Source organism: Nocardia sp. NPDC059236, from assembly GCF_042754085.1.
Classification (GTDB): Bacteria; Actinomycetota; Actinomycetes; order Mycobacteriales; family Mycobacteriaceae; genus Nocardia.
Genome location: NZ_JBHZAF010000031.1, coordinates 66,057 through 79,767 on the forward strand (window position 1 = coordinate 66,057; position 13,711 = coordinate 79,767).

Here is a 13,711-nt window from a genome sequence, read left to right on the forward strand (position 1 = left end):
CGGCCCGTTAAATGCTGCTGAGTCAGGGCGTATTCAGCCAGGGCGCGGTCGTCCCGCTGCGGGAGCTGCTGCTGGTGCTGCTCGTCGCCACGGTCATCGCCTACCTGACCACCGGTGGAATCCGGGTGCTGGCCATCGCCTTCGGCGCGGTCGCCATTCCGCGTGAGCGCGATGTGCACGTGAAGCCGATTCCGCGAATGGGCGGGCTGGGCATCTATCTGGGCCTGCTGGCGGCCGTGCTGTTCGCCCACCAGCTGCCCGCCCTGCGCCGCGGATTCGACTATCCCAAGGACATTCCGGCGGTGCTGGCCGCGGCCACGCTCATCGTGCTGGTCGGCATCATCGACGACCGCTGGGGCCTGGACTGGCTGACCAAGCTGGTCGGCCAGATCACCGCGGCGGGTGTGATGGCGGTGATGGGCCTGAGCTGGGTGGCCATCTACAACCCCTTCACCAACGAGACCGTGGTGCTCGATCCGCTCCAGGGCGGTCTGGTGACGGTGGGCATCACGGTGACGGTCGTGAATGCCATGAATTTCGTGGACGGCCTGGATGGTCTGGCGGCGGGCCTCGGTTTCATCGCGGCCGTCGCGGTCTTCGTGTTCACCGTGGGTTTGCTCTATGAGGTGGGCGGTTCCACCGACACCTATCCGCCCGCGCTGCTGGCCGCGGCGCTGGCCGGCGCGTGCCTGGGATTTCTGCCGCACAATTTCTCTCCGGCCCGCATTTTCATGGGTGATACCGGATCCATGCTCATCGGATTGATGCTGGCCGCGGTGTCCACCGGCGCTTCCGGTCGAATTCCGCTGCAGGGTTACGGCCCGCGCGACATCGTGGGTCTGCTGTCGCCGTTGTTGCTGGTGGGTGCGGTGATGTTCATTCCGGTACTCGATCTTGTTTTGGCGGTGGTCCGTCGTGTTCGCGCAGGTGTGAGTTTTTCCACCCCGGACAAAATGCATCTGCATCACCGTTTGCTGCAGATCGGGCATTCACAGCGCCGCGTGGTGCTGGTGATCTATCTGTGGGTGAGTGTGCTCGCATTCGGCGCGGTCGGGACCTCGCTGATCTCGGATCGGCGCATGGTGGTGCTGCTGTTCGCGGCCGGACTGGTTTTCGCGCTGATCGTCACCGCGGTGCCGTCCTGGCGGGAACTGAAGATCAACTCCGTCCGCAAACCGCCCCGCGATCGCGATCACGCCGCCGGGTAGAGTTGCTGAACGTGAGCACGCCTTCCGATCCCGGTCCCGACGCCCCGCTGCGCGCGGCACTGCGCTATGGCATCGCCGGTTTGGCTGTGCTGGTTGTGGTTTCGGCCATCCTCTCGACCGTCTTCGCGGGCCTGCCCGGCCTGTGGGGGGCGTTGATCGGCGCCGCCCTGGGTGGCGCCTTCATCCTCACCACCGCCGCGTCGGTGTTGTTCAGCGCGAAGATCGAATCCGGCCTGCAGGGCATCGTGCTGCTCGGCAGCTGGGTCGGAAAGCTGCTGCTGACAGTGATTGTCGTCGCAGTGCTCCAGCAGTACGACTTCTACAGCCGCGGCGCCCTGTTCTGCACCGTGGTCGCCGCGCTGCTCATCGTGCTGGGTGCGGAGACGTACGGTCTTCTGCGCCAACGGGTTCCGACCGTGCAGGTGGACCGCGACCTGTAGCCCGGGACCCCCGCGGCGACCTCGCGAGACAGCGTTCATCACGCGTTTCCGCGACCCCCTACGCATTGTCGTAGATAACTTGATAAACTCTTTACCTGTAGCCAACCGAATCAACAGGGGGGGTCACCTTAGACCCGCCTGAGAGCAGGTTATGCTTACAGCCGTACCGGACCCATAGGGTCACGGTTCTGCACCGTCGACGATGTCGCCGACGCGCGTACAGACGCCAGGGCGTGATGCCACAGCTGCTGACGAACTTCGAGCCGACCTGAGTCGACCCACCAGATCGTCAATGTCCGATCGAACCGCAGGAGAAAACTATCTCCTGCGGCCGACCACGGGAGAGAACGCTGAGCGTCACCATTTTGGCGGGCGAGTTCCACGCGCCGTCACTCAACGACTTCTTCCCTCCAGCAGTGCTGTTCGAGGGGACGCCTTTCGAGCTCGACCGTTTGATGCTTATTCGCATCCTCATGTCGGTCGTTCTCCTGGCCGTGATGTTCGCCGCTTTCCGTCGGCCGCAGCTGGTTCCGCGCGGACTGCAGAATGTCGCCGAATCCGGTCTGATGTTCGTCAAGGAGCAGATCTGCGACGAGGTGCTCGGCAAGGAATCCGGCAAGAAGTTCTTCCCGCTGATCGCGTCGATCTTCTTCACAGTGCTGTTCCTGAACGTCTCGGGTGTCATTCCGGGCCTGAACATCTCGTCGAACGCGCGGATCGGCATGCCCCTGGTGCTGGCGATCATCGCCTACGTCACCTTCAACTACGTAGGCATCAAGAAGTACGGCTTCCTGAAGTACATGCGCTCGTCCATCGTGGTGCCGGATGTGCCGGTCGCGCTGCACGTGCTGCTGATCCCGATCGAGTTCATCTCGACCTTCGTGCTGCGCCCGTTCACGCTGACCGTCCGTCTTCTGGCGAACATGCTGGCAGGCCACATCATGTTGGTGCTGTTCTTCAGTGCCACCCAGTTCTTCCTGTTCGATGCCGTCTCCTGGATGAAGGTGTTCTCGCCGTTCTCGCTGCTCGCGGGCCTCGGCTTCACCCTCTTCGAGCTGCTGGTGGTTTTCCTGCAGGCGTACGTGTTCGCGCTGCTGACCGCTGTCTACATCGGTCTGGCGCAGCACGCCGACTCTCACTGACCGACTGCACCAACATCACAAACCTGCCTTCCACGCCGCCCGGCGGGTGGGCGACAGAAAGGGAATGAAACACACATGAGCACCCTCTCGTACCTGGCTGCTGAAGTTGCCGAGTCCAAGTCCAAGGGCTTCGGCGCCATCGGTTACGGCCTCGCTGCGATCGGCCCCGGTATCGGTGTTGGCATCGTCGTCGGTAAGGCCATCGAGGGCATCGCCCGTCAGCCCGAGCTGCAGGGCACCATCCGGACCAACATGTTCCTGGGTATCGCGTTCACCGAGGCCCTGGCTCTGATCGGTCTCGTCGCCGGCTTCATTTTCTGATTCCGGCCAAAGACTAGGAATCAACGATGAACAGCATGTATTTGGCCGCGGCGGCCGGGGAGGATATCAATCCCCTCGTCCCCAAGACCTATGACATTGTCTGGTCTGCGATCGTCTTCATCGTTATCGCCTTTGTCTTCGCCAAGTACGTCGTCCCGCGCCTGACCAAGGTGCTCGACGAGCGTTCCGAGAAGATCGAGGGCGGTATCGCCAAGGCCGAGGCCGCGCAGGCCGAGGCGCAGGCCACCCTGCAGCAGTACCAGGAGCAGCTGGCCGAGGCTCGCCTCGAGGCTGCCCGTATCCGTGAGGAAGCCCGCACCCAGGGTGCGGCCATCCTGTCGCAGATGCGTACCGATGCGCAGGCCGAGGCCGACCGCATCGTGGCCGCCGGTCACTCGCAGCTGGAGGCACAGCGCCAGCAGATCGTGACCGAGCTGCGGTCCGAGCTGGGCCGTACCGCGGTCGACCTGGCCGAGAAGATCATCGGTCAGTCGGTGGCCGACGAGGCCAAGCAGTCGGCGTCGATCGACCGGTTCCTGGCGGAACTGGACGCGAACGCCGGCATCGGGGTCGGAAGGTAACGACGCGAAAGTGGGAAGCATGTACGCAGCGAGCCGCGAGGCGAGTTCCCGTGCGCGGGAAGCTCTTCGGGCCGCTCTGACCGGTAGCGACACCGTCGCGGCTACTACGGGGTCGGAACTGTTCGCCGTTGTCGCCGTCCTCGACGACCAGCGTTCGCTGCGTGTGGCGCTCGCGGATAAGTCGGTGTCGAGTTCGGCGCGCGCCGAGCTGGCCGAACGCGTCTTCGGCGGCAAGATCAGCGGCACCACCCTGGCCGTGCTGACCACGGCGGTGGCCCAGGACTGGTCGCGGGCCCGCGATCTGGTCGACACACTGGTCCTGCTCGGCCGCGAAGCGCTGCTGCGCGCCGCGGACGAGCGTGGCCGTCTGGACGCGGTCGAGGATGAGCTGTTCCGGCTGGCCCGGATCATCGACGACAACCCGGACCTGGAGCAGGCGCTGCAGGACCACGGCAAGCCGGCGGAAGCCAAGCTCGCCCTGGTGCAGCGTCTGCTCGCGGGCAAGGTCGAGGACATCACCCTGCAGCTGGCCGAGCAGGCCGTGCTGCGTCACAAGGGCGATGCCGGCGCGGCCATCGACGAGCTGTCCGACCTGGCGGCTTCGCTCCGGGAGCAGATCGTGGCGCACGTCCGTGCCGCGGTGGCCCTGACGCCGCAGCAGCGCGAGCACCTGGCGGCTTCGCTGCAGCGCATCTACGACAAGCCCGTCACGGTGCACGTGCAGGAGGACCAGAGCCTGCTGGCCGGCGTCGTCGTGCGCGTGGGCGACGACCTGATCGACGGCAGCGCCGTCGGCCGCCTCCAGCGCTTGCGTCAGTCTCTCGCTTAGAGACGAACGCCCAACGGCGCAGATTGCCGGCTCGCCGGCGAGGCACTTACACACCGACATTCGAGACCACAGCGAGAGCAGGAAGAACATGGCGGAGCTGACGATCTCCCCCGATGAGATCCGTAGCGCGATCGAGAGCTACACCCAGAGCTACACCCCCGAGACCTCCATCGAAGAGGTCGGTGTCGTCACCGACACCGGCGACGGTATCGCCCACATCAGCGGCCTGCCGTCCGCGATGGCCAACGAGCTGCTGGAGTTCCCGGGCGGCGTCCTCGGCGTGGCGCTGAACCTGGAGGACACCGCGATCGGTGCCGTCATCCTGGGTGAGTTCGACACCATCGAAGAGGGCCAGCAGGTCCGCCGCACCGGCGACGTGCTCTCGGTTCCCGTGGGCGACAAGTTCCTCGGCCGCGTCATCGACCCGCTGGGCGCGCCGATCGACGGCCTGGGCGAGATCGAGGCCGACGAGCGCCGCGTGCTCGAGCTGCAGGCCGCGACCGTGCTGGAGCGTCAGCCGGTCGGTGAGCCCATGGCCACCGGCATCACCGCCATCGACGCCCTGACCGCCATCGGCCGCGGCCAGCGTCAGCTCATCATCGGCGACCGCAAGACCGGCAAGACCGCGGTCTGCATCGACGCCATCATCAACCAGAAGGCCAACTGGGCCACCGGCGATCCGTCGAAGCAGGTGCGCTGCATCTACGTCGCGATCGGCCAGAAGGGCTCCACCATCGCGGGTGTGAAGTCCGCGCTCGAGGCGCACGGCGCGATGGAGTACACCACCATCGTCGCGGCGCCCGCGTCGGACTCCGCCGGCTTCAAGTGGCTGGCCCCCTACACCGGTTCGGCTCTCGGCCAGCACTGGATGTACCAGGGCAAGCACGTCCTGATCGTGTTCGACGACCTGTCCAAGCAGGCCGAGGCCTACCGCGCCATCTCGCTGCTGCTGCGTCGCCCGCCGGGCCGCGAGGCGTACCCGGGTGACGTCTTCTACCTGCACTCGCGTCTGCTGGAGCGTTGCGCGAAGCTGTCCGACGCGCTGGGCGCGGGCTCGATGACCGGTCTGCCGATCATCGAGACCAAGGCCAACGACGTCTCGGCGTTCATCCCGACCAACGTCATCTCGATCACCGACGGCCAGGTGTTCCTGGAGTCGGACCTCTTCAACAAGGGTGTCCGCCCGGCCATCAACGTCGGTATCTCGGTGTCCCGAGTCGGTGGTGCCGCGCAGACCAAGGCCATGAAGAAGGTCTCCGGTTCGCTGCGTCTGGAGCTGGCCTCCTACCGTGAGCTCGAGGCGTTCTCCGCCTTCGCCTCCGACCTGGATGCCGCCTCGCTGGCCCAGCTGGAGCGTGGCGCGCGCTGGGTCGAGCTGCTCAAGCAGGACCAGTACGCCCCGGTTTCGGTTGAGGACCAGGTCGTTTCGCTGTTCCTGGTGGACGGCGGCTACTACGACTCGGTCCCGGTCGGCGACATCCGCCGCTTCAACGCCGAGCTGCTGGAGAGCCTGCACGCCACCGTGCAGTCCTCCTTCGACGCCCTGCAGGGCGGCGCCAAGGTGATCGAGGGCGAGGCCGCCGACGCCATCAAGGCCGCGACCGACAAGTTCAAGCAGGGCTTCCTGGCGTCCGACGGCACCCGCGTCGTCGAGGCCGAGGCCGGCCAGCTGGACCACGAAGAGGTCGAGTCTCTTTCCGTCACCCGCAAGCACGTCGAGAAGTAATCGAGACGAGCACATGCGAATGACCGAATCGACGAATGAAGGGAGTGTGAACCGCTAATGCCAAGCGTGCGTGAACTTCGCTCCCGTATTCGTTCCGTGAGCTCGATCAAGAAGATCACCAAGGCGCAGGAACTGATCGCGACCTCGCGAATCAGCAAGGCACAGGCCCGCGTTGCCGCCGCCAAGCCCTACGCGGAGGAGATCACCAAGGTGCTCGCCGAATTGGCGAGCGCCAGTGGGAATCTCAACCACCCGCTGCTCACCGAGCGTGAGAACCCGCGCCGCGCAGCGGTTCTGGTCATCACCTCCGACCGCGGTATGTGCGGTGGCTACAACTCCAACGTGCTCAAGCGCGCCGAGGAGCTCATGACCACGCTGCGCACCGAGGGCAAGGAGCCGGTGCTGTACGTGATGGGCGCGAAGGGCCTGACGTACTACACCTTCCGCCGTCGCACCGTGAACGGTTCCTGGCTGGGCTTCTCCCAGCAGCCGAACTACGTGGACGCGTCCGCCGCGTGCAACCACCTGGTCGAGGCGTTCATGGCCGGATCCGACGGTGAGGTGGCGTCCCCGAGCGGGGCCGGCACCATGGCCGGCGTCGACGAACTGCACATCGTCTACACGCGTTTCGTGTCGATGCTGTCGCAGCAGCCGGAGGTGCGTCGCCTGGCGCCGATCCAGGTGACGTTCGTGGACGAGAACTTCGAGATCGGTCCGGACAGCTTCACCGACGGAATCTCGGAGCCGGTCGCCCAGTACGAGTTCGAGCCGGACGCGGATCGCCTGCTGGGCGCGCTGCTGCCGAAGTACGTCAACACTCGGATCTACTCGTCGCTGCTCGAGGCGGCGGCATCGGAGTCGGCTGCGCGCCGCACCGCCATGAAGGCCGCGACGGACAACGCCACGGATCTGGTCAACTCGCTGACCCGGACCGCGAACTCGTTGCGCCAGGCACAGATTACGCAGGAAATCACGGAAATCGTCGGTGGCGCCAACGCGCTGGCGTCGAGCTCGGACCGCGACTAAGGCCCAGGAAGAGAACCAATGACCGCAGCTACTGAAACCCGGGTCGGCACAGGCCGTGTCGCCCGCGTCATCGGACCCGTCGTGGACGTCGAGTTCCCGCGCGGTTCCATTCCCGACCTGTACAACGCCCTGAACGTGGACATCGCGCTCGCGTCCGTGGCCAAGACCCTGACCCTCGAGGTCGCGCAGCACCTGGGCGACAACATCGTTCGCACCATCTCGATGCAGCCGACCGACGGTCTGATCCGTGGCGCCGAGGTGCGCGACACCGGCAAGCCGATCTCGGTGCCCGTCGGTGACGTCGTCAAGGGCCACGTGTTCAACGCGCTCGGCGACTGCCTCGACACCCCCGGCCTGGGCCGCGACGGCGAGCAGTGGGGCATCCACCGCCAGCCGCCCGCCTTCGACCAGCTCGAGGGCAAGACCGAGATCCTGGAGACGGGCATCAAGGTCATCGACCTGCTCACCCCGTACGTGAAGGGTGGCAAGATCGGTCTGTTCGGTGGTGCCGGTGTCGGCAAGACCGTTCTGATCCAGGAGATGATCACCCGTATCGCGCGTGAGTTCTCCGGTACGTCCGTGTTCGCGGGCGTCGGTGAGCGCACCCGTGAGGGCACCGACCTGCACCTGGAAATGGAAGAGATGGGCGTCCTCCAGGACACCGCCCTCGTCTTCGGCCAGATGGACGAGCCGCCGGGGACGCGTATGCGCGTCGCCCTCTCGGCCCTGACCATGGCCGAGTACTTCCGCGACGTGCAGAACCAGGACGTTCTGCTGTTCATCGACAACATCTTCCGCTTCACCCAGGCCGGTTCCGAGGTCTCGACCCTGCTGGGTCGTATGCCTTCGGCCGTCGGTTACCAGCCGACCCTGGCGGACGAGATGGGTCAGCTGCAGGAGCGCATCACCTCGACCCGTGGCCGATCGATCACCTCGATGCAGGCGATCTACGTGCCCGCGGACGACTACACCGACCCCGCGCCGGCCACCACCTTCGCGCACCTGGACGCCACCACCGAGCTGTCGCGTCCGATTTCGCAGAAGGGCATCTACCCGGCCGTCGACCCGCTGTCGTCGACCTCGCGAATCCTCGAGGCCTCGATCGTCGGCGAGCGTCACTTCCGGGTGGCCAACGAGGTCAAGCGAATCCTGCAGAAGTACAAGGAACTCCAGGACATCATCGCGATTCTGGGTATGGACGAGCTCTCCGAAGAGGACAAGGTCCTCGTCGGTCGCGCCCGTCGCCTGGAGAAGTTCCTGGGCCAGAACTTCATCGTGGCCGAGAAGTTCACCGGCCAGGAGGGTTCCGTCGTGCCGCTGGAGCAGACCATCGACGACTTCGATCGGGTCTGCAAGGGCGAGTTCGACCACCTGCCGGAGCAGGCGTTCAACTCCTGCGGTGGCCTGGACGACGTCGAGGCTGCTGCGAAGAAGATCGCCGGGAAGTAGTCCACCATGGCGGATATGTCAGTTGATCTGGTCGCCGTCGAGCGGCTGCTCTGGTCGGGCCGGGCGAAGTTCGTCTCGGCTCAGACCACGGAGGGTGAGATCGGCATCCTGGCCGGCCACGAACCGCTGCTCGGGCAGCTGGTCGAGGCCGGCACCGTGACCATCGTGTCCGACGACGACGAGCGTGTGGTCGTGGCCGTGCACGGCGGGTTCTTCTCGGTCACCGCCACTTCGGTGCGCGTGCTGGCCGAATCCGCCGATTTCGCCTTCGATATCGACGAGGCGGCCGCCAAGGCCGTTGTCGCCGACCCGGATGCGAGCCCGGCCGCGCTGACCAAGGCACAGGGCCAGCTGCGGGCGGTCGAGAAGGCGGCGTCTGCCTAGCCTTCCGGCGCCGAAACCGAGAGCGGCGGTCCCAGGGAAAAACCCTGGGGCCGCCGCTTTTTCGCATTTACACCGACCCGCACTCGCGCCCGGCACCAGCCGCGCGCGAGGGTGTCGTTCTCACTGGAAGGTGAGGATGGGCTTGATCGTGGTGCCGTGGTGGGCGTCCGCGACCGCGGCGTCGATATCGGTGAAGGCGTAGGTCTTGCTGATCTTCTCGATCGGGAACTTGCCTTCGGCATGCCACTGCAGCAGTTGCGGAATGAATTGCTGCGGATCGCCACTGCCCTCGATGCAGCCCCGGACGGCCTTGCCGTTGCCGGTGAGGTGGCCGATTTCGAGGTCCATGCTGGCCTCTCCCAGCCCGACGAGCACGAGAGTGCCCATGGGGGCCAACGCCTCCAGGCCCTTGGCGATGACGGCATTGAGGGCGGTCGTGTCGAGCGCGAAGTTCGCGCCGCCATTGGTCGCCGCGACGATCTGCGCCACCACGTCCTCGGCCGTGCCGTCGATGGTGACGTCCGCGCCGAGCTCCTTGGCCACGGCCAGCCGATCGGCGGAAAGGTCAATGGCGACAATGGTTCCCACGCCGATGGCACGAGCCGCCATGAGGGCCGCCATCCCGACGCCGCCGACGCCGAAGATGGCCAGCGAGTCGTTCGGCCCCGGCTTCATGACATTGGCGACCGCACCCGCGCCGGTCTGCACACCGCACCCGAACGGGGAGGTGGCCACCAGGTCCACGTCCTGGTCGACCACCACGACACTGCGCGCCGGCACCAGTGCGTGGGTGGCGAAACTCGATTGCCCGAAGAACGCGCCCATCACGCGTTCGCCATTGCTGCTCAGCGGCGAGGTGAAATCCGCGCGTCCGCCCGAGGTGTTCAGAATGACGAAATTCTCGCAATAGGGCGGAAGCCCGTTGGTGCATCGTGAACACGTTCCGCAACTGGCATAGGTGAGCAGCACATGGTCGCCGACTTCGATTCCGGTTACCTCCGAGCCAATCTGCTCGACTATCCCGGCGCCCTCGTGTCCGAGCACGATCGGCAAATCGGCGGGAAACACGCCCTTGGTGACCAGGTCGGTGTGGCAGACCCCGGACGCGACGATGCGCACCAGCACCTCGCCCGGTCGCGGTTCCTCCAGGGTGAGGGCCTCCATCGAGAACGGCACGTCCGCTCCCCGGGCCACCGCAGCGGTAATTTCCATGGAATCTCCTTCCAAGACATCCCAATTGTCCGGAGCATAAGAACGTGTTCCAGTTTACGGCCATCGTCGATCCCGCTCAGCGGGTCGCGCGTTCGGCTCTTGCCGCCGGGAGCTGGTAAGCGGCCGAGGTTTCCGGATGCCTTGTGCCGTAATTGAGACCTTGGTTACTCAACGTGTCCAAATGCATTCACCGGTCCACCGATGTGATCTGAAGCCTTCGGCAAAGTGTTGGCTATTCGGACACTTTCGACTTTCCCGTCACGATGCATACCGGCTGCGTGATCGGCTGCCAGGTGGATATCGGCGGAATGAACTGCGGCGTCAGCGGCGGGTAGACGACCGGCATGACGCAGGTGACTCGGAACAATCTGCTCGGCGCCATCGCCACAATCTGCTCGGCGACATTGCCCTGACCTCGGGGCTGCCCTAGGGGCTACAACAAGGTTCCCGGCCCGCACGCCGGCGTCAGCTGGACGGACGAGACCTTGGCGGTGAACGGGTGCGGCGGTTACGCCCAGGTGCGCTCGTTCGTGGCGGTCGAGGTCGACAGCTCGACCTACATCGGGAACCCGGTGCTTTTACGGTGAGCCGTTCACCATGGGCCGATATATCTTCTGCACCCTGCTGATCAGCGCATACGTCACATTCGGTGGATGGCCGGACTTCGCCTTTCCGCGGTCGCTACTATCGACCGATAGCGGGGCCCGGCCGTCGGCCGGTCAGTGATCGACAGCAACGCGGATGTGAAGGGACGGAGCGGCATTGCAAACCGGGATGTGGCTTCTGATCATTCTGGTGTTGCTGCTTGTCGGCCTGGCCCTGGCCTCGACGTATCGCCTGGTGATGCTGCGCCGCGGCGGAACCGCCGCCCTGCTGCGCGTGCTGCCCGCCCGCGGCCACGGCGGGGGCTGGCGGCACGGCCTGATCCGTTACGACGAGGACACGCTCCTCTTCTACAAACTCTCCAGCCTCAAGCTCGGCCCGGATTCCACCATGCGCCGGCTCGCCATCGAGGTGGGCCCGCGGCGGTCCCCGCAGGACGACGAGTACGACATCATGACCGACGAGGTCATCGTCCAGGTCTCCGACGGTGACGGCAGCTACGAGCTGGCACTCGATCGCGGCGCCATGGCCGCCTTCCTCTCCTGGGTGGAATCCCGCCCCTCCGAGCGAATTCGTCGCCGCCGCGCCGGATAGTGTGACCCTGTGAGCGTTCACTTGACGCGGATCTACACGCGGACCGGCGACGACGGCACCACGGGGCTGAGCGATTTCTCGCGGGTGGCCAAGACCGACCCGCGGCTGATCGCCTATGCCGACTGTGACGAAACCAATGCCGCACTGGGTGTCGCCATCGCGCTCGGGCAGCCGGACGAGCGGATGCTCGGTGTGCTGCGTTCCATACAGAACGATTTGTTCGATGCCGGCGCGGACCTGTCCACGCCCGTTGTCGCGGAGCCCAAGTACCCGCCGCTGCGCATCACCCAGGTCTACATCGACCGCCTCGAGAAGTGGTGCGACGAGTTCAATGAGCCTCTGGCACCGTTGAATTCGTTCATCCTGCCCGGCGGCACACCGCTGGCGGCACTGCTGCACACCGCCCGCACCGTGGCGCGACGCGCCGAGCGGTCGGCGTGGGCCGCGGTCGCGGCGCACCCGGACGACACGAACGCGCTGCCCGCCAAATACCTCAACCGCCTGTCCGACCTGCTGTTCATCCTCGGCCGGGTCGCCAACCCGGACGGCGACATACTCTGGCGGCCGGGCGGAGACGCCGCGAGCGCGAGAGAGGACCACTAGGCTGACCCCCGTGAGTGAACGGTTTCTGGTGACCGGGGGCAGCAGGCTCGTCGGTGAGGTCGCGGTAGGCGGCGCGAAGAACAGCGTCCTCAAGCTGATGGCCGCCGCGTTGCTGGCCGAGGGGACGACCACCATCACGAACTGCCCGGACATCCTCGACGTGCCGCTCATGGCCGAGGTGCTGCGCGGTCTCGGATGTGACGTCACCGTCGACCACGAAACCGTGACCATCGCGACGCCGCCGGAACCGAAATACCACGCAGACTTCCCCGCCGTCACCCAGTTCCGTGCCTCGGTCTGTGTGCTGGGTCCGCTGATGGCGCGCTGCAAGCGGGCCGTGGTGGCGCTCCCGGGCGGTGACGCCATCGGTTCGCGCCCGCTGGATATGCATCAGGCCGGTCTGCGACTGCTGGGCGCGACCTCCGAGATCGAGCACGGCTGCCTGGTGGCGCGCGCGGAGGAGCTGCAGGGCGCCCGGATTCGCCTGGACTTCCCGTCGGTCGGCGCGACCGAGAACATCCTGATGGCCGCGGTGCTCGCCGAGGGGGAGACGGTCATCGACAATGCCGCGCGTGAACCGGAGATCGTGGATCTCTGCAACATGCTGGCGCGGATGGGCGCGAAGATCTCCGGCGCGGGCACCTCGGTGCTGACCATCGAGGGCGTGGACAAGCTCTCGCCGACCACCCACCGGGTGATCGGCGACCGCATCGTCGCCGCGACCTGGGGCATCGCCGCCGCCATGACCACCGGCGACGTGCGGGTGACCGGCATCAACCCCAAGCACCTGTCCCTGGTGCTGGACAAGCTGCGCTCCGCGGGCGCGCGAATCTCGTTCGAACCGGATGGTTTTCGTGTGGTGCAGGCGGATCGCCCTCGCGCCGTGAACTTCTCGACCCTGCCGTTCCCCGGGTTCCCCACCGATCTGCAGCCGATGGCCATCGGCCTGGCCGCGATCGCCGACGGCACCTCGATGATCACCGAGAACATTTTCGAAGCGCGCTTCCGCTTCGTCGAAGAGATGATCCGCCTGGGCGCGGATGCCCGCACCGACGGGCATCACGCTGTGGTGCGCGGGATTCCGCGACTGTCCTCGGCGCCGGTGTGGTCCTCGGACATTCGCGCCGGCGCGGGTCTCGTGCTCGCGGGTCTGGTCGCCGACGGTGTCACCGAGGTCCACGATGTCTTCCACATCGACCGTGGCTACCCGGATTTCGTGGAGAACCTGCGCTCGCTGGGAGCCCGGATCGAACGGGTCGGAACCGCGGACTGAACAGCCGGTGTCGGGACGGGTTCGCGAAAACCCGTCCTGAACAGGCGATTTGACATGCGAACAACCAACACGTAACTTATTCCAGGTCAGAGCGACACGGACACCGACTCCGGTGAGACGAGCTTCGCCTGATGATCACACTAGCTCCCAGCCAACCAGCGGATTTGGTTCTGCTGCGCGGACGGGGCTAAGCTGTAAAAGTTGCCTCACGATCGAGCGGGACCTAGAGCCCGGGAGATCGTTTGTGCGTGTGTTCTTTGAGAACTCAATAGTGTGTCGATGAATGTCAGTGCCAAATTTTGAAATTTGGTTCCGATTCT

14 protein-coding genes and 1 pseudogene are annotated in these 13,711 nt (G+C 65.7%); 14 read left to right on the forward strand and 1 reads right to left on the reverse strand.

The features are described 5' to 3' along the window. Positions 1 to 11: 11 nt before the first annotated feature. From ACFXIV_RS43995 to ACFXIV_RS44040, 10 genes are all read left to right on the forward strand, one after another. Positions 12 to 1,208: an MraY family glycosyltransferase gene (locus ACFXIV_RS43995; RefSeq protein WP_354849539.1), complete on the forward strand. Its 1,197-nt coding sequence runs from the start codon at positions 12 to 14 to the stop codon at positions 1,206 to 1,208. An 11-nt stretch (positions 1,209 to 1,219) separates the two neighbouring features. Beyond that, positions 1,220 to 1,648: a hypothetical protein gene (locus ACFXIV_RS44000; protein ID WP_379402842.1), complete on the forward strand. Its 429-nt coding sequence runs from the start codon at positions 1,220 to 1,222 to the stop codon at positions 1,646 to 1,648. Positions 1,649 to 2,064: 416 nt separating this feature from the next. Further along, positions 2,065 to 2,790, forward strand: coding sequence for a F0F1 ATP synthase subunit A (gene atpB, locus ACFXIV_RS44005; protein ID WP_379402894.1), 726 nt, complete (start codon positions 2,065 to 2,067; stop codon positions 2,788 to 2,790). A gap of 75 nt (positions 2,791 to 2,865) precedes the next feature. Further along, a complete protein-coding gene (locus ACFXIV_RS44010; RefSeq protein WP_040856073.1) occupies positions 2,866 to 3,111 on the forward strand; it encodes an ATP synthase F0 subunit C in 246 nt (81 codons plus the stop codon). Positions 3,112 to 3,137: 26 nt separating this feature from the next. Next, positions 3,138 to 3,692, forward strand: coding sequence for a F0F1 ATP synthase subunit B (locus ACFXIV_RS44015; protein WP_379402841.1), 555 nt, complete (start codon positions 3,138 to 3,140; stop codon positions 3,690 to 3,692). A gap of 19 nt (positions 3,693 to 3,711) precedes the next feature. After that, complete coding sequence (locus ACFXIV_RS44020) at positions 3,712 to 4,521, forward strand: F0F1 ATP synthase subunit delta (protein ID WP_379402840.1); 810 nt, start codon at positions 3,712 to 3,714, stop codon at positions 4,519 to 4,521. Positions 4,522 to 4,609: 88 nt separating this feature from the next. Next, positions 4,610 to 6,247 (forward strand): F0F1 ATP synthase subunit alpha, encoded by a 1,638-nt coding sequence (gene atpA / locus ACFXIV_RS44025; protein ID WP_379402839.1) that lies wholly within the window; start codon positions 4,610 to 4,612, stop codon positions 6,245 to 6,247. A gap of 57 nt (positions 6,248 to 6,304) precedes the next feature. Next, positions 6,305 to 7,273, forward strand: a complete 969-nt coding sequence (locus ACFXIV_RS44030) for a F0F1 ATP synthase subunit gamma (protein ID WP_379402838.1) — start codon at positions 6,305 to 6,307, stop codon at positions 7,271 to 7,273. Positions 7,274 to 7,291: 18 nt separating this feature from the next. Beyond that, positions 7,292 to 8,722, forward strand: coding sequence for a F0F1 ATP synthase subunit beta (atpD, locus tag ACFXIV_RS44035; protein WP_157388301.1), 1,431 nt, complete (start codon positions 7,292 to 7,294; stop codon positions 8,720 to 8,722). Positions 8,723 to 8,728: 6 nt separating this feature from the next. Beyond that, entirely contained in the window at positions 8,729 to 9,106 is a 378-nt protein-coding gene (locus ACFXIV_RS44040; RefSeq protein ID WP_379390912.1) for a F0F1 ATP synthase subunit epsilon, read from the forward strand. 120 nt (positions 9,107 to 9,226) lie between these two features. Here ACFXIV_RS44040 and ACFXIV_RS44045 read toward each other — a convergent pair whose 3' ends face one another. Continuing rightward, entirely contained in the window at positions 9,227 to 10,318 is a 1,092-nt protein-coding gene (locus ACFXIV_RS44045; protein ID WP_379402837.1) for an NAD(P)-dependent alcohol dehydrogenase, read from the reverse strand. A gap of 443 nt (positions 10,319 to 10,761) precedes the next feature. Here ACFXIV_RS44045 and ACFXIV_RS44050 point away from each other — a divergent pair. From ACFXIV_RS44050 to murA, 4 genes and pseudogenes are all read left to right on the forward strand, one after another. Then, positions 10,762 to 10,905, forward strand: a pseudogene (locus ACFXIV_RS44050) (MspA family porin); the annotation flags it as partial. A 187-nt stretch (positions 10,906 to 11,092) separates the two neighbouring features. Next, a complete protein-coding gene (locus ACFXIV_RS44055) occupies positions 11,093 to 11,515 on the forward strand; it encodes a DUF2550 domain-containing protein (protein ID WP_354849582.1) in 423 nt (140 codons plus the stop codon). Positions 11,516 to 11,524: 9 nt separating this feature from the next. Further along, on the forward strand, positions 11,525 to 12,118 hold the full coding sequence (locus tag ACFXIV_RS44060; protein ID WP_354849562.1) for a cob(I)yrinic acid a,c-diamide adenosyltransferase: 594 nt from the start codon (positions 11,525 to 11,527) through the stop codon (positions 12,116 to 12,118). 10 nt (positions 12,119 to 12,128) lie between these two features. Beyond that, positions 12,129 to 13,391 (forward strand): UDP-N-acetylglucosamine 1-carboxyvinyltransferase, encoded by a 1,263-nt coding sequence (gene murA / locus ACFXIV_RS44065; RefSeq protein WP_364623179.1) that lies wholly within the window; start codon positions 12,129 to 12,131, stop codon positions 13,389 to 13,391. Positions 13,392 to 13,711: the final 320 nt, after the last annotated feature.